The sequence below is a fragment of the Adlercreutzia sp. CNCM I-6215 genome (assembly GCF_977072315.1).
In genome coordinates this window covers 1-16,666 of the sequence record NZ_CDRVMA010000013.1, presented here as the reverse complement: position 1 = coordinate 16,666, position 16,666 = coordinate 1, and the positions used below count along the sequence as shown (strand labels likewise).

At 63.2% G+C, this 16,666-nt stretch carries 13 protein-coding genes; 3 read left to right on the top strand and 10 right to left on the bottom strand.

What is annotated here, in order from left to right:
- From caiC to ACW4LP_RS09965, 5 genes are all read right to left on the bottom strand, one after another.
- Entirely contained in the window at nt 1-1,599 is a 1,599-nt protein-coding gene (gene caiC / locus ACW4LP_RS09985) for a crotonobetaine/carnitine-CoA ligase (protein ID WP_455803772.1), read from the bottom strand.
- 107 nt (nt 1,600-1,706) lie between these two features.
- Complete coding sequence (caiB, locus tag ACW4LP_RS09980; RefSeq protein WP_455803771.1) at nt 1,707-2,921, bottom strand: L-carnitine CoA-transferase; 1,215 nt, start codon at nt 2,919-2,921, stop codon at nt 1,707-1,709.
- A gap of 56 nt (nt 2,922-2,977) precedes the next feature.
- Nucleotides 2,978-4,126, bottom strand: a complete 1,149-nt coding sequence (gene caiA / locus ACW4LP_RS09975; protein WP_455803770.1) for a crotonobetainyl-CoA dehydrogenase — start codon at nt 4,124-4,126, stop codon at nt 2,978-2,980.
- Between the two features lie 69 nt (nt 4,127-4,195).
- Nucleotides 4,196-5,179, bottom strand: a complete 984-nt coding sequence (gene aes / locus ACW4LP_RS09970; RefSeq protein WP_455803769.1) for an acetyl esterase — start codon at nt 5,177-5,179, stop codon at nt 4,196-4,198.
- Nucleotides 5,180-5,236: 57 nt separating this feature from the next.
- Entirely contained in the window at nt 5,237-6,574 is a 1,338-nt protein-coding gene (locus tag ACW4LP_RS09965; protein ID WP_227070241.1) for an MFS transporter, read from the bottom strand.
- A gap of 373 nt (nt 6,575-6,947) precedes the next feature.
- Between ACW4LP_RS09965 and ACW4LP_RS09960 the strand changes: the two genes are divergently transcribed.
- The 3 genes from ACW4LP_RS09960 to ACW4LP_RS09950 all read left to right on the top strand — a co-directional run bounded on the left by ACW4LP_RS09960 (nt 6,948) and on the right by ACW4LP_RS09950 (nt 9,226).
- Nucleotides 6,948-8,414, top strand: a complete 1,467-nt coding sequence (locus ACW4LP_RS09960; protein WP_455803768.1) for a response regulator transcription factor — start codon at nt 6,948-6,950, stop codon at nt 8,412-8,414.
- 216 nt (nt 8,415-8,630) lie between these two features.
- A complete protein-coding gene (locus tag ACW4LP_RS09955; RefSeq protein WP_114539162.1) occupies nt 8,631-8,921 on the top strand; it encodes a type II toxin-antitoxin system Phd/YefM family antitoxin in 291 nt (96 codons plus the stop codon).
- A complete protein-coding gene (locus tag ACW4LP_RS09950) occupies nt 8,921-9,226 on the top strand; it encodes a type II toxin-antitoxin system RelE/ParE family toxin (protein ID WP_241520656.1) in 306 nt (101 codons plus the stop codon). Before ACW4LP_RS09955 ends, ACW4LP_RS09950 begins: the two co-directional genes overlap by 1 nt.
- A gap of 159 nt (nt 9,227-9,385) precedes the next feature.
- Here ACW4LP_RS09950 and ACW4LP_RS09945 read toward each other — a convergent pair whose 3' ends face one another.
- The 5 genes from ACW4LP_RS09945 to serC all read right to left on the bottom strand — a co-directional run bounded on the left by ACW4LP_RS09945 (nt 9,386) and on the right by serC (nt 16,252).
- Entirely contained in the window at nt 9,386-11,083 is a 1,698-nt protein-coding gene (locus tag ACW4LP_RS09945; RefSeq protein ID WP_278571613.1) for an AMP-binding protein, read from the bottom strand.
- 15 nt (nt 11,084-11,098) lie between these two features.
- Nucleotides 11,099-11,677, bottom strand: coding sequence for a helix-turn-helix domain-containing protein (locus ACW4LP_RS09940; RefSeq protein WP_022739788.1), 579 nt, complete (start codon nt 11,675-11,677; stop codon nt 11,099-11,101).
- A 146-nt stretch (nt 11,678-11,823) separates the two neighbouring features.
- Nucleotides 11,824-13,344: a 2-isopropylmalate synthase gene (locus ACW4LP_RS09935; RefSeq protein ID WP_279054610.1), complete on the bottom strand. Its 1,521-nt coding sequence runs from the start codon at nt 13,342-13,344 to the stop codon at nt 11,824-11,826.
- A gap of 163 nt (nt 13,345-13,507) precedes the next feature.
- Nucleotides 13,508-15,085: a phosphoglycerate dehydrogenase gene (serA, locus tag ACW4LP_RS09930; protein WP_237974306.1), complete on the bottom strand. Its 1,578-nt coding sequence runs from the start codon at nt 15,083-15,085 to the stop codon at nt 13,508-13,510.
- Nucleotides 15,086-15,169: 84 nt separating this feature from the next.
- A complete protein-coding gene (gene serC / locus ACW4LP_RS09925) occupies nt 15,170-16,252 on the bottom strand; it encodes a 3-phosphoserine/phosphohydroxythreonine transaminase (protein WP_303147073.1) in 1,083 nt (360 codons plus the stop codon).
- Nucleotides 16,253-16,666: the final 414 nt, after the last annotated feature.

Genomic DNA, 16,666 nt, shown 5'->3' with positions numbered 1-16,666 from the left:
CTAGTCAAGCGCGCAGAGCAGCTTCTTCTCCACTTTCCCGACACTGGTATGGGGCAGGCGCTCTACGATCTCCATGATGGTGGGCACCTTGAAATCGGCCAGACGGCAGGCAACGAAGTGCGTGATCTCCTCAATGGCGGCCGTATGCCCCTCGTGCAAAACGACAAAGGCCTTCACCGCCTGGTCGCGCACCGGGTCGTCCACGCCGATGACGGCGCATTCGGCTACGGCCGGGTGCATCAAGAGCGCGTCTTCCACCTCGGTGGCCGACACGTTCTCACCGCCTCGCTTGATCATGTTGCATTTTCGATCGACGAAATAGAACCAGCCTTCCTCATCGCGGTAGCCTTTGTCGCCGCTGAGGTACCAGCCCTCCCCATTCACGGTTCTCGCCGTGGCCTCGGGATCGTCGTAGTAGCCCTTCATGAGGCTGATGCCGGGAATTCCCCTCACGGCGATCTCCCCCACCGCACCGGGTGCCACGGGACGTCCCGCCTCGTCCAGGATCTCCACCTCGTAGCCAAGCCCCGCGCGCCCCACGCTCGGCCAGCGGCGCGGGCCATAGGGCAAGTCGGTGAGCGCCCAGCAGATGGACTCCGTCGCGCCGTAGCAATTCTGCAGGCGCACGGAGAAGCGCCGCTCGAAAGCCTCCTTCTCCTCATCGCCGATGGGCAGGTAGTACTGCACCGACCGGACGCGGTGCTCGCGCTCGGCGGCATCGACGGGCTGCATCATGAGCGTGCGGGCCATCATCGCCACCATTTGGATGGCCGTGGCGCCATGCTCGCGCACCTGGCGCCAAAAGTTGCGCGCGCTGTACTTCTCCAGCACGACGAGGCTGGCGCCCGCCGTGAGCACGGGCATGAGCGCCGCCAGCTGGAAGTTCGAGTGGAAGGCGGGCATGGTGGTGAGCATCCGGTCATCGGGCCCTAAGGCGCATTGCCAGTCTCCGTAGTAGCCGGCGAAGAGCATGTTCGCATGGGTGATCTCCACGCCCTTGGGGCACGAGGTGGTGCCGGAGGTAAAGATGATCATGGCCGTGTCCTGGCCGTCCAACGCACACGGATCGTCCAGCGCATCGCCGCACGCGCCCACGCCGGCGTCGAAGTCCACGGCGGCCGCGACGAGTCCCTCTCCGCCGCTGTGGGCGACGAGCACCCGCTCCATGGGATAGATGCGGCGCTCCTCGCAGGTGTTGTTCGGGCACGGGGGCGCGGCCTCGGCGAAGTAATAGCCGAGGCAGTCCGGCTCGCAGATAACCGTGTGGATGCCGCAGCGGTCGAATTGGAAGGCGCACTCGTCGAAGACGAGCTGCATGTTGATGGGCACCGCCACCGCGCCGATCTTCGCCAAGGCGAAGGTGGCCGACACGTACTCCGGCGAGTTGTACAGCTGGATGGCCACGTTGTCGCCTTGCCTCACACCGACGGCCAAAAGGAAGTTGGCCATGCGGTTCACCAGACAGTCGAACTCGCCGTAGGTGAACGAGCGACGGTGGCCGGCCCGATTCTCGCAGGTCAGAAAAAGATGATCGCCGCGGCTTGCGGACAGCTCGTTCCACAAATCGCGGAGATTCTCATTGCCTACGACGGTCGCCATGGCGTTCGTTCCTTCCCTCGAACTTGTCAGTGGGAGGAAGGCCCGCCCTTCCCCAGCGGGCCTTCCCTGCGCATAGTTGACGCGATGCGCTCGCGCGGACGGCACGGCTACTCAGCACACTTCACAATGCCATCAGCCGCGAATCGGGCAATCTGCTCATCGCTGTAGCCGAGCTTGGTCAGCACGTCCACCGTGTCGCCGCCCTGGGCGGGCATGGGGCGCCAAATGCGACCGGGGTTGTTCTGGAACTTCGGGAAGACGCCAAGCCCATGGAAGGTCTCCCCGTCGGCCGTCTCCCAATCGACCCAGGTGTCGCGCAGGCGCAGGTGCTCCTCCTCGACCAAATCCTCCATGTCGTTGATGACCTGAGCGGCAATGCGATGGGCGGCGAAGTCCTCTTCGATCTCGTACTTGGAATGGGCCAGGCAATACTCCTCGAAGGCGCGCTGGATCTCCTCGGCGTGGGGATTCGACAGCCACAGCCCGCTCGTGTCCTCGGGAATCTCCGGCATGCCCCACAGATGCCCCAGGCCGATGGTCTCGAGGAAATACTTGTTCTGGTCGACGCCATAAAGGCACACGCCCAAGAAGCCGTCCTTACAGGCGAACTCGCCAATGCCGCAGAGATTCTGGTTGCGCGCACCGGGGCGAGGCCACTTGATGCCCTCGTTCAAGTAGTCCACGAGGTAGTACTGGCCGATAGCCAAAAGCGTCTCGTACATAGCCAAATCGATGGACTCGCCCTTCCCCGACTTCTCAGCCTTGTACAGGGCGGCCAGAGCCGAGCTTGCGATCATGAGCGTGTTGAAGTAGTCGCCGGCATAGGGCCCCGGCAGCATCGGCTGCTCCTCGGTACCGTTCTGCATGATGATCCCGGCATAGGCCATAACCGTCAGATCATAGGCCGCGCGCTTGACCATCTTGGGATCGCCCGTCTGGCCGAAGCCGGACACGTGCACGATGACGAGCTTCGGGTTCACGGCCCACAGCACCTCGTCGGTCAGCCCCTTGCGAGCCCACGTGCCTCCCTTCGACGCCTCCATGAAGATGTCAGCGTCGCGGATCATGTTGAGGAATATCTCGCGACCCTCCTCAGAGAAGTAGTTCAGAGCCACGGAACGCTGGTTGCGGCGCTCGGCCTGCTTGATATAGGCCGTGTCGCGAATGGTGTCGCCGGCGCCGGTGTTCTCGAGCCAGGTGACGTCCGCGCCCCAGTCGGCCATGAGGTCGGCGGCCTTGGGACAAGCCAGCTCAACAGCGGCATAGACCACCTTCACGCCATCAAGCGGACCGTAAGAGGGTTTCTCGGTAGGGATAGCCATTGTTTCTCTCCTTAAATCGTGTTTCTCTCAATACCTCGCTGGTTCGCCCAAGGAAGTTAGGCCTTGTAAGCCTTGCAAGCACCCTTAGAGGTGGCGAGGATCATCATCTCGTCGGTGCCACCGGAGACGCGGTCGACGCGCAGATCGCGCCAGATGCGGTTGATGCGGTGCTCGGAGGCCACGGCGATGCCGCCCATCACCTGCATAGCGTCGTCGGTCACTTCGAAGGAGGCGTTGGCGCAGTAGTACTTGCACATGGCGGCCATGGCCGGGTCGAAGTCGCCGCCGTTGTTGTCGGCCATCCAGGCGGCCTCGTACAGCATGTTACGCATGTTGGCCAGCTTGATGCACATCTCAGTGATCTTCAGCGAGTTCAGCTGGAATCGGCTGATGGGCTTGCCGAAGGCGATGCGGGTGTTGGCGTGCTTCATGGCGTCCTCGAAGGCGCAGATGGCGGTGCCGTAGTCGCAGGCGCCCACGAGCCAACGCTCGAAGTTGAAGTCGGACACGCCGCGCATAAATCCGTTGCCCTCCTTGCCGAAGATGTCGGACTCCTCCAGCTCCACGTTGTCCAGGTACACCTCGCAGCAGCTGTCCATGCGAAGCCCCAGCTTCGGCAGCGGGGAGAGCTTCACGCCCGGCTTGGACATATCGACGAAGAACTCGGTGAACTGCGACTCGTCATCGGCGTTCTTGGCCATGATGACCAGGTACTTCACGCCGGCGGACGAGGTGATGAAGGTCTTGGTGCCGTTCAGGTAGATTTTGCCGTTCTCGCGCTTGTACGTGGTGGCCAGCGCCCCCACATCCGAGCCTGCGCCCGGCTCGGTGCAGGCGGAGTTCCAGATCTGCTCGCCGGAGCCGAGCGTGCTCATGACGGCGTCGATCTGCTCTTGGGTTCCCTCGCGGATAATGGTCTCGAAGCCGGGCAGCTGGTAGAGCACGTAGGTGGGCGCACCGTAGCGACCGAGCACCTCGTAAACGGCCATCAGCGTCACGCAGGGCTGCTCCAGGCCCAGGCCGCCGTGGGACTCGGGCAGCATGATCTGGTCGAAGCCCAGCTCGCACAGGCCCGCCACCCAGCGCAGGGGGTAGACGTGCTTCTCGTCGCACTCGTGGAAGTAGGTCTCCCAGTTCTCGCTCTCCATGTACTCGCGGTAGCTGTCGACGATAAGCTCCTGCTCGTCGGTGAGTTTGAAGTCCATTCTTCTGTCTCCTTTCAAAGGGTGCTTTGCAAAGGGAACGCGCCCCGCGCGCCCCCGGATTGCCAATAACTAGGCGAGGCCCAAGGTCTCGCGGTAAAAGGTGGCGCCGTGTTCCAGCGCGTCGTTGGCCGCATCGAGCATCTTGGTGTAGTGCAAGAAGGCGTGGATAACGCCCTCGAACAGCTCGAAGCGGAAGGGGGTGCCGTACTGCTCGCAGATGGCGGCCAGGGTGGCCGAGTCGTCGCGCAGCGGGTCGAACTCGGCGGCGGCGATGTAGCAAGCAGGCACATCATGGGTCAGGTCGTTCAAAAACAGGTTCGCGTAGTGCTCCGCCGCAAGGGCCGCGGGATCCTCGGCGTACAGGTTCAGGTAGAACTGCCAGTCCTCCTCGGTGAGGCCGTCCCACGGACCGCCCAGGAGCCGCATGGAGGAAGAGTCGGTCAGGCCGAACCACCCGTAGAACAGAAGCAGGCACTTCACGAAGTCGGCGCCGCCCATCTCCTCGCGCAGATACAGCGTGGCGGCCAGGCCCAGGTGCGCGCCGCCGGAGTCGCCGGCAAAGGCCAGGCGGTCGCCGTCGATGCCCCAGGCCTTCCCCGCCTCGTGCAGGTGCGCGGCCACCGCCGCCGCCTCGCGCACGGCGGAGGGGTACTTCGCCTCCGGGGACAGCCGGTAATCCACGGCCACCACCGGCACGCCGGCGCGCTTCGCCAAGATGCGGCAGATGCGGTCGTGGGTGTCCAAGTTGCCGAGGACGAACCCGCCGCCGTGGACGTAGACGATGGCCGGCGCCGTCGCGCCCTCGGCGATTTCGCAGGGGTAGTAGCGCCGCACGCCGATGGCGCCGAAGGAGCCTTCCACCGCATCGTCGACCACACGGTCCATCTCAGGGGCTCCCTCGTTCCACCAGGCGCGGCCGGCCACGTAGTTCTCGCGCATCTGGGCGAAGCCGGCGCTTGCGTCGTTGGCGTCCCCGGCCAGCTCGTCCTCCTTCGCGAGGACGGCGGCCATCTGCGGGCTGATGCGGGCGAGCACGTCAATCTTGTTCGGCATAATAGGATCTCCTTGTCCTTTCCCGAATCCTGCGGTCTTTCCGATTTCCTCGCGTCGCTAGATGGTGGCCTCGCCGCCGGCGATCTCGGTCGCCTCGGCCTCCTCGGTCTTATCGACGGACTCGGCGCCGAAGTGCTTCTTGATGGTGCGGAGCAACATGACGAGGCAGATGCAGCCGATGACGCCGAACATGATCTCGAAACCGAAGATGCTCGTGTAGGCATCGATGCCCTGGGCGTCGATGAGGCCGCCGTACCAGGTGTGGATGAACACGTCGGGCATGAAGCCGACCACGGACAGCACGCCGGCGGCCGTGCCGAAGATGCGCATGGGGATCTTGATCTCCGAGAGCGGAGAGCTTCCGATGGAGAAGGCGCCGTAGGTGGTGAACCCGAACACGACGACCAGGATGGCGGCGACCATGGCCGCGCCCGGATCATGCGGGAAGACGATGAAGCCGAGCAGCACCGCGATGGACAGGATGAAGGCGCCCAGGATGACCTTGGAGGGGCTCTTCAGCTTCGTGGCCAGCCAACCGACCACAGGGCCGGCGATGAGGCCGATGCCGTAGGTGCGGATGAGGCCCACGACGTTCACGAGATTGCCATCGGCGTTGAAGCACTGGGTGAGGTAGGGCGTGGTATAGGTAGCGCCCTGGTACACGGCGTAGACGCAGAAGTAGGCGACGCAGGCCCAGATGACGCCGGGGTGCTTGATGGCCTCGACGGCCTCCTTCAGGCTGAACAGCTTGGCGTTCTTGTCGATCTCGCCCTTGAAGTCGGGGATGAGGAAGATGGAGGCCACACCGAGCACGGCGATGACCACGGCCAGGAAGATGAGCATGACCTGCACGCCCTGGGCGACATTGGCGATGGCGGCGATGATGCCGGCGTTGATGAGGCCGATGACCAGTCCGGTCACGCCGTAGATGGAGTAGCTGATGCCGATCTTCGAGGCGTACTCGTCCTCCTCGCAGCACAGGCGGATCACCTTGAAGCGGGTGCCCCACCACACGAGGATGGAGGTGATGCCCATGGCTACGAACAGCACGAGGCAGATCTCCACCGACGGCAGCATGGCGTAGATGCCCACGAGCACCGCCGTGGCGAGGAAGCCCACGGTGGCCAGCGTGCGCATGCGGAACTTGTCGGCCACGATACCGGAGGGCAGATAGCAGATCATGGCCGCGATGCCGTAGGCCGACACCATAAGCCCCAGATCGGCGTTCGTGCAGCCGAGCGCCTGCATCAGCGGATCGTAGAACACATTCTTAAGGTACATGGGCGCGTAGATGATGGACGAGCCCATGGAGATGAGCACGACGAGTGCCCACTTGTGAAGCGACGTCAAGTCCTTGTACGTCACTTCCCCCTTGCTCTTTGCAAGCAACGACATGGTGGTGCTTCCTTTCTCTTCTTCTTATCCCGGCACCGCGCCGAGCCTTAAAGGATCTGCTCGGCCGGTACCGCATTGCCGACCGATCTGGTGAGAATTCTGCCTTCTGGAAACCACCGTGGCATCGCTCGATGACCGTGAAAACCTCGTTACCTAGTTTCTTGCGAGGAGACACATTCCAGCGAAAAGTGGGACAAGGTATCGCAAAACCCCTGCGAAAAGCGGAGTACTTAAAAACTTGCGATCCCTTTTTCCCTGATGACCTTTACACTGGCAGCTTGAATTTGATACCGTGGAGCCCTGGTCGACGCCATGTCAGCCGGAGGACCGAAGCGATGTCGCAATCCGCAGGACGGCAAAGGGGAGAGCACCAATGGAAGCAAGCCGCGCCGAGTTCGATTCGCCCGATGTTCGGGAAGGGAAAGGTCCTTCTGCCCTCTTCGATCGACCTTTGCTGAAATACGTGGGATTCGCCTTGCTGCTCGCATGGCACTACGTACTCTGGTTCGTGCCGAGCTTCTTCTTCCACACCCAGCTGCTTGACGAAAGTGTGACGCTCAGCTGGGTGGCAAGCCTGTTGGCGACGGCGGCGTTCCTTTTCGTCTTGGCGGGACTTCTCGGACGCAAGCGTCACCTAAGCGACTATCCCGCCGTCCTTCCGGCCGCCATGATCGTCGCCGCGGCAAGCACCGTGGCCCTGGGTTTCTTCCCCTTCCATCTTGCACCTGCGGGCCTCTATCTCGTCGTGATCATCGCCCTCAGCGCCTCCGAGGCCGCGCTCTGGATACTCTGGGGCGAGCGCTATGCCTGTGTGAAAGCGAACTTCACCATCAACCACATCGGCACCGTCTTCGGCATCACGCTCTTTCTGTGCGTGCTTATCGCCTCCCTTCTGCCGCCGACGATAACGGCGCCGGCGACGGCCCTGCTCCCCCTGGCATCGGGAGCCCTTCTGGCCTTCGCCCGCAAGGACGAAAAGCGTGCCTTTCCCGTACTCCTGCCGCGCAGCGCTACAAGCAACGGCTTCAAGAACATGCTCGGCGTTGGCTTCGTCACGCTGCTCGCCTGCGCCGCCTGCTATTTCCTCAGCTGCATCATCCCATGGGAAGTGCTGCCCACCGGCGAGGACTCCTTCACATTCGGCATTTTGGGCGGGGCTCTGTTCATTCTCGTCATCGCCGGCATCTACACGCTGTCGCGCAACCGCCTCAACATCTTCAAGATCTACCCGGCCCTGCTCATCGCCATCATGGTGGGCTTCTCGCTGTTCCTCTCCTCGACGTTCGCTTACTTCCCCGCCTTCATCGTCGGCATCGGCGTGCAATCGCTCTTCGAAGTGCTGCTCATCATGTACTTCGGCATCCTCACCACCAAAGGCTACGCGACCCCGGCGCTCACTTTCGCCATGGCCGGCGGCTTCGTGCGCCTGGGGCTCGCCGCGGGCAACTCGCTGGCGCTGTGGTACGAGAGTATGGCAGTGCCAGTGACCCAGGCCCTCACACCGCCGACCTGCCTGGCCTTCATGTGCCTGCTCGCCGTCGTGCTCGTGCCGCTCGTGCGCATGGAGTTCAGCATCGTGGCCCTCACCGCTGCGCCGCCCACGCGAAACGAGGTGGAGGAGATCTGCGCCGAAGCGGCAGCCGAGTTCGGCCTGTCGGCCCGCGAAGCGGAGATCCTGCTGCTCATCGCGCGCGGACACACGACTAACTCCATGGCGGAAAAGCTCGTCATCTCCCCTTACACCGTAAACACCCACATCCGCCACATCTACGACAAGATGCAGATCCACAAGCGCAGCGAGCTTCTGAACTACCTGAACATGCAGCGCTCAGATTTCTAGAGCACGACTCGATAGGCAGGAACCGATCCCTCCGTAGGGGCTGACCTTGGTCAGCCCTCCCCTGGCGAGTCGACCCCACTTGAGGAGGGGCGACCAAGGTCGCCCCCTACGGGATAATGCGATAACCTTTCGTGACAAATCCATGGCACACAAGATGAGGTATTGCCAATTCTGCTTATTCACTGTATATTTACAGCAAATTCTTAGGAGGTTGCTATGCCGCAGATCAAGCCACTGTCCGAATTCAACCGGAACCAGAACGCCCTCATCGAGGATCTCAGCCACTCGGGCGAGCCCTTGTACCTCACGCGCAACGGCTCGGCTTGCGTCGTGGTGATGGACTCGGCCGCCTTCGATGCCGCCATGGCCTTCCGCAACGAGATTTACGAGCAGGAGATGCGCACCTACCGCGGCATGCTCAAAGGCATCCAGGAAATGCAGGAGGGCAAGCTTCACGACGCCCAGGACGTCATGGACGAGCTGCGGGCACTCAGGGGCTGGGAGTGATGGCCGCCGAAGGCATGCGCGTTCTCTTCACGGACTCTGTGCGCACGTTCATCCTGGAGAACGTTTACAGTGAGCGGGTGGCGCTCGCCATCGATCGCCAAAGGGACATGCTCGCGCTCTTCCCGGAAATGGGCCGCGAGTACGACCCCGTCTACGATGCGGCGCGCCTCTCGGTTCCGTGCCGGTGGATCGCCATTCCCGACACCCCCTTCACCATCTATTACGTGATCGACTACGACGCCGACGAAGTGAGAGTGTTCTACATCGAGCACCAGCGCATGAACCCCATGGGAAGGTTCTCGTAGCGGAAGCCGTCTCGTAGGGGCTGACCTCGGTCAGCCCTCTGCTGGTGGAGCAACCTCGCTCGAGGAGGGGCGACCGAGGTCGCCCCCTACGAAATCATCCCCGAATCGGTGCGAGCTCGCATAGAGAAACGGAGCCCTCCGAACCGTTCGGGAACTTCCCTACTGCCCGGATTTCACCAATTCCTCGGCCATCTCGCGGAGCTTGAACTTCTGCACCTTCATGGAGGGGGTCATGGGGAAATCGTCCACGAAGAAGACGCGCTTGGGCACCTTGTAGCGGGCGATGCGCGGGATGGCGTAGGCGCGCACGTCGTCCTCGGTCATGTCCTCGTATCCCGGGCGCGTGCGGATGAACGCGCCGACGATCTCGCCGAGCTTCGCGTCGGGGATGCCCACCACCTGGGCGTCCAGCACACCGGGCATGGTGAGCAGGAAGTTCTCCACCTCGAGCGGGTAGATGTTCTCGCCGCCGCGAATGATCATGTCCTTGATGCGGCCCGTGACGCGGAAATAGCCGTCCTCGTCCACGGTGCCCATGTCGCCGGAATGCAGAAAGCCGTTCGCGTCGATGGCCTTGGCCGTCTCCTCGGGCATCTTGTAGTAGCCCTTCATGACGTTGTAGCCCTTGCAGCACAGCTCCCCGTGCTCCCCCGGCCCGCAGATGTGGCCGTCGTTCACGTCGAGCACGCGCACTTCCACCGGCGGATGGGCCCGGCCCACGGTCTCGCACTTGTGGGGAATGTCATCGTCCACCGAGGTCTGGGTGAACACCGGGCTCGTCTCGGTGAGGCCGTAGCAGATGGTCACGTCGCGCATGTTCATGCGCTCCATGACCTCGCGCATGGTCTCCGGCGGGCAGGGGCTGCCGGCCATGATGCCCGTGCGCAGGTGCGACAAGTCGAAGGAGTCGAAGTCCGGATGGTTCAACTCGGCGATGAACATGGTGGGCACGCCGTAGACCGCCGTCGCCTTCTCCTTGTCGAGGGCCTGAAGCACCAGCTCGGCGTTGAACTCCTCAACAATGAGCATGGTGCAGCGATGGGTGAGGCAGGCCATGACCCCCAGCACGCAGCCGAAGCAGTGGAAGAACGGCACCGGCAGGCACACGCGGTCCTCAGGCCCGAGCTTCTGCCCCTCGCCGATGTAGAAGCCGTTGTTCAGGATATTGCGGTGGGTGAGCATAACGCCCTTGGGAAAGCCCGTAGTGCCGCTCGTGTACTGCATCATGACCACGTCGTTGTTGTCGAACTGGCCCTGGGCCCATTCCAGGGAGCTGTCGGGCTTGTGCTGTCCGAGCAGCAGAAGCTCCGGCACGCTGTAGAAGCCGCGGTGCTTCTCGGGCCCCATGTAGATGAGGTTCTCGAGGAAGGGATACTCCTCGGAATGGAGAAAGCCGCGCTGCACGTTCAGCGACTCGGGCACCAGATCGCGGATGATCTGCAGGTAGTCCACATCGCGGTAGGCATCGATCACGCAGAGCGCCTTCATGTCCGACTGCTTCAGCACGTAGTCGAGCTCGTGGGACTTGTACACCGGGTTCACCGTGACCATGACCACGCCGATCTTCGCGGAAGCGTACATGAAGGTGAGCCAGTCGGGGATGTTGCGCGCCCACACGCCCAAATGATCGCCCGGCTTCATGCCGATGGCCAGGAGGCCCTTGGCCAAAGCATCGGTTCGCTCGTCGAAGTCCTTGTAGGTCCAGCGCAGGTCGCGATCGGGGTACACGACGAACTCGTGATCGGGATCGATCGCCACCTGCTGCTTCAGATAGGCCCCAATGGTCAGCTCCGAGTGCAGCGGATAATCGGGAGACCCGGGAACGGGCGCGTCAGTGGTCTTGTTCTCTTCCGTCATAAATCCCTCCCCCGCTTAGAACGGCGTATATACGCACGCCAAGAACTTCGCGTTTTGTCCGTTGTGCGCTCTCACCTGGTGGGGCACGATAGAATCGTAGTAGATGGACTCGCCGGGGCCGAGCACGTAGGTCTCGTTGCCGTACTCGATCTCGATCTCACCCTCCATGCCGTAGAGCCACTCCTCCCCTTCATGGGAATCCAGCTTGTGCGTGGCCTCGCCGGTGGGGCTCACGGTGATGATGAACGGGTCCATATGACGGGAGGGACGGCCCGCCGCCAGGCTGAAGTAGGACAGGTCGCCGGCGTCCTTGGCGGTCTGGAGCGATTTCACGCGCTCCACTTCCTCCATCTGATCGGTGCTGATGTAGGCGGGCCCGTAGGTCTCGTCGTCATCCATGAGGGTGCCCAGGCGCACGCCGAGGGCGCGGGTGAGCTTGATCAGCGGCGCCAGGGACGGCGGCACCTCGCCGGCCTCCAGCTTCTCGATGACCGTCACGTCGCAACCGCAACGATCGGCCAGATCCTGGCAGGTCAGATGATGCGCCTCGCGCAGCGTGGTGATCTTGCGCCCGAGCTTGTTGTCCTCAGCCATAACGTGCCTCCTTGAAATTCGATATCGCACTATTTTACTTGAGGACGGAAAAGGGAAATAAAGAAGCCGATGAGATGCCCCATCGGCTTCGGTGAACGTAACGCCAGGCACGCTCTTCGGCAACGCCCTTAGAGAAGAGGCCTCCTTTAGCGCTTCTCGGCGAGCAGTCGGTTGAGCGCATTCAAGTAGGCCTTCGCCGAGCTGACGATGATGTCGCCATCGGCCCCGCGGCCCACGTACACCTCGCCGCCGGCGGCCTTCACGCGCACGGTCACCTCGCCGAGCGCGTCGATGCCGCGGGTCACGGCGTTCACGGCGAACTCGGACAGGTCGTTGTCGACCTGCACGATCTGATCGATGGCCTTGTACACCGCATCGATCGGGCCGGCGCCCCAATCGCACACCGTCCGCACGTCTCCCTCGGGCCCGCGCAGGGTCACCGTGGCCGTGGGCTTCAAGGGGAAGCCGCAGCTGACCTGCACGCCCTCAAGCGTGTAGATGGCGCACTCCTCGCGATCGCGCTCGTTCACGAGCGCTTCCAGATCCTCGTCGTAGACTTCCTTCTTCTTGTCGGCCACGTCGAGGAAGGCAGTGTAGAGGCGGTCGAGCTCCTCGCCCTCGTATTCGTAGCCGAGTTCCTCCAGGCGGTGCTTCAGGGCCGCGTGTCCGCTGCGGGCCGTCAGCACGATCTGGCTTTGGCCCACGCCCACCTCGGCCGGATCGATGATCTCGTAGGTGTCGCGCTTCTTCAGCACGCCGTCCTGGTGGATGCCCGAGGAATGGGCGAAGGCGTTGGCGCCCACGATGGCCTTGTTGGCCTGCACGTTCATGCCGGTGATGGAGCTGACCAAGCGGCTCGCCTTGATGAACTCGCGGGTGTTGATGTCGGTGTGCGCATCGAGTTCCTTGCCGTGCATGCGCATGGCCATGACCACTTCCTCCATGGCCGTGTTGCCCGCGCGCTCGCCGAGGCCGTTGATGGTGCACTCGATCTGCGTGGCCCCGTTGCGCACGCCAGCCAGCGACAGCGCCGTGGCCATGCCCAAGTCGTTGTGGCAGTGCACCGACACGGTGACGTCGTCGATGCCGGCCACGTTGTCCATGAGGTACTTGATGCGCGCGCCGAAGTCCTCCGGCAGCGAGTAGCCCGTGGTGTCCGGGATGTTCACCACCGTGGCCCCCGCCTTGATGACTGCCTCGATGACCCGAGCGAGGAACGCGAAGTCCGACCGGCCCGCGTCCTCGGCGTAGAACTGCACGTCTTCCACGTACTTCTTGGCGTAGCTGACCGCGTGCACCGCCCGTTCGATGCACTCGTCCTCGGTGATGCGCAGCTTGTCGCGCATGTGCGAGGGCGACACGCCGATGCCGGTGTGGATGCGGGGACGCTTCGCAAACTTCAGCGCATCGGCCGCCGAGTCGATGTCCTTGTCCACGGCGCGGGTGAGCGCGCACACCACGGCCGCGTCGCCGGCCAGCTCGGAGATGCGGCGCACCGACTCGAAGTCGCCGGGGCTTGAGATGGGAAAGCCGGCCTCGATGACATCGACGTTCAGGCGAAGGAGCTGGCGGGCGATGACGAGCTTCTCCTCCGTGTTCATAGAGGCGCCCGGCGACTGCTCGCCGTCGCGCAGCGTGGTATCGAAGATGTCGATCTTGCGTGTCATGCCGTCCTTCTTTCTTCTTTTCTTCTTCCGACAGTTCGCGCCCGAGACGCGGACATAGTTGACCGAAAGCATCATAGCAAAAACCAGCGGCGCCCCCGTTAAGAGGCGCCGCTGGACACGGTTAAATCTTTCTATAGCCCGACATCGGAGCCGTCGATGGCCGCTACAAGGTGATCTTCCACAGGTTGCGCAGATCGATGGCCCCGCGTAGGCGGTCGAGCACCGCTTCGGACACGTCCCCCTCGACATTCATGTACACGAGCGCGCAGGACTCCTCCGGCTTGGTGCCGATCTGCATCGTGGTGATGTTGGCCGCAGCGTCGCCCAGAATGGTGCCGATAACGCCGATGCGGCCGGGCGCGTCCACATACTCGAACACAAGCGACGTGGTCGCCGGCGCGATATCGATCTTGTAGCCCATGAGCGAGATGATGCGGGGCGTGTGCTCCGTGCCGAACAGCGTCGCCGCCACCTCCACCTCGTCGGCCACGATGCGCACCGAGGAGGCGTACTCGCCGGCATCGCGCACCGAGGCCGTCGTGACGGAAATGCCGTGCTGGGAGGCCACCGACTCCGCGTTGGCCGCCGAGAAGGCCCCGAGGCGCCGGTAGGACAAGCCGCCGTCGAGCACCGCCGCGAGCAGCGGCGCCGGGTCGGCATCGGCCAGGCCGCCGGCCAGCTCCACCTTCAGGCTCTTCGGCGTGTGACCGAGAATCTGGCTGGCCATCGATCCCATCATTTTGCAGGCGTGCACGTAGGGGCCGATGGCGTCGAAGACCTCCGGCGGCAGCGGCGAGAGGTTCACCGCCGTAGCCACCATGCCGCCCTCCAGGCCCGCTTCCACGTACTCGGCGATCTGGGTGGAGGCGCGCCGCTGGGCCTCGTGGGTCATGGGCGACAGATGCGGCGTCAGAATGGCGTTCTCGAACTCGTGCAAGGGCGAGTCGGTGCAGGGCTCGGCCTCGAAGGAGTCCACAGCCACGGCCGCGATCTTGCCGGCGGCCACGAAATCGGCCAGGGCGTCCATGTTGAAGATGCCGCCACGGGCCGCGTTCACGAGCACGACCCCGTCCTTCATGGCGGCGAACTCGTCGGCGCCGAACATGCCGAGCGTGCTCACCGTGCGGGGCAGGTGCACCGTGATGAAGTCGGCCTGGGCGAGCACCGGCGCCATGTCGTCGTAAAGCGTGACGCCCAGATGCAGGGCGCGCTCGGGCGAGCAGTAGGGGTCGTGCCCGATGAGGTTCATGCCGAAGGCCGCGGCCCGCTCGGCCACAAGGCCGCCGACGCGTCCCAAACCGAAGATGGCGAGCGTCTTGCCGAACAGCTCGCTGCCCATGAAATCGGCGCGCCGCCACTGGCCCTCGTGCATGGACGCACTTGCCTCGGGAATGTGGCGCGCGGCGGCAAGCAGGAGCGCCATGGTGTGCTCGGCGGCCGAGATGACGTTCGAGTTCGGCGCGTTGCACACGATGACGCCGCGCTCGGAGGCGGCCTCGATATCGATGTTGTCCACCGTCACGCCCGCGCGCCCGATGATCTTCAAGTTCTCGGCGGCATCGAGCAGCGAAGAGTCGACCACCGTGTTCGGATGCACGATGAGCGCGTCGTAGGGAGCGATGGCGCCGATGAGCTCCTCGGCCGTGGGGTCGATGAGCATGTCAACTTCATAGCCGTGCTCGGTGAGCGAATCGATGCCTTCCTGCACCAAGTCCTCGGTAACCAGGATCTTCTTCGTCATGAGCGCCACCTTCCGCATTCGTCGCCCTCGCAGGGCTTCCGCTTTATCACGGGGAGGCTGACGCCTCCCCCTTTTGTTTGGTCGTTAACCGTTGTTCTTCTCGAACTCGGCCATGAAGGCGACGAGCGCCTCGACGCCGGCCTTGGGCATGGCATTGTAGATGCTAGCGCGCATGCCGCCCACCGAACGATGGCCCTTGATGGACTCGATGCCGTGGGACTTCGCCTCGGCCACGAACAGCGCATCCAGCTCGTCGGAGCCCGTGACGAAGGGCACGTTCATGAGCGAGCGATCCTCCTTGCGGGCGGTGCCGCGGAACAGCTTGCTCTGATCGAGGTAATCGTACAGAATGGCGGCCTTCTCCTTGTTGCGCTCGGCCATAACGGACAGGCCTCCCATCTCCTTCAGCCACTTGAACACGAGGCCGCAGATGTAGATGCCGTAAGCCGGCGGGGTGTTCGACAGCGACTTCGCCTTCGCCTGGGTGGTGTAGCGCATGATGGTGGGTGTAAAGGGCAGCACGTCCTCGCGCACCAGATCGTCGCGCACGATGACGATGGTCACGCCGGCGGGGCCTATGTTCTTCTGCACGCCGCCGTAGATGAGGCCGAACTTCGACACGTCCATGGGCTCGGAGAGGAACATCGAGCTCACATCAGTGACCAGCGGAATGTCACCGGTCTCGGGCAGCGTGTGGTACGTGGTGCCGTAGATGGTCTCGTTCTGGCAGATGTACACGTAGTCGGCCTCAGGGTCGAACTCGAGGCCGGCCACGTCGGGCACGTAGGAGAAGTTCTCGTCCTCGGAAGAGGCCACGCAGCGCGCCTCGCCGTAGAGCTTCGCCTCTTTCCAGGCCTTCTTCGACCAGGAGCCGGACACGATGTAGTCGGCCTTCTTGTTCTGCATGAGGTTCATGGGGACGGCCGCGAACTGCTGGGTGGCGCCGCCCTGCAGGAAGAGCACCTGGTAGTTGTCGGGAATCTGCAGAAGCTCGCGCAGGTCGGCCTCGGCCGTCTCGATGATGTTCGCGAAGGGCTTGGAGCGATGGCTCATCTCCATGACGGACATGCCGGTGCCATCGTAGTCGAGCATCTCGGCGGCCGCCTGGCGCAGCACCTCCTCGGGAAGCACAGCGGGACCGGCGGAAAAGTTGTAGACCCTAGCCATGAGGCGATTCTCCTTCATCACGCGCCCGAAGCCCCTGCGGCGGCGCCGATGCGCCCCGTCCTGCGTCATGCCCCGAGCAGCCGTCAGTTACTCGGCCATTGTAACCCCATATGCGAGCCGCGCCCTCAACATAAGAGCCGAGCGGTTCGGAGGCGGAGAATCCACGCCCTTGCAAAGTTTTTGGCAGAAATGGTCACAAAATCGAGTTCTGGGTTTTGCATCTCACTAAAATATACGTTTTTCGTTTATTTTAACGGTCACTCAACTAGTTTCGAGCCCGATTTCGGGCGGATGGTGAAGCAATTATCATAATCTGGGGGTGCGGACAGTTACTTGGACAGCGGCCTACGCCGCCAGCCCCAACCGCCTCCTGCGGTTGTCTATCGTATCGTAGACGGTCCTGCCGCCCTCCCG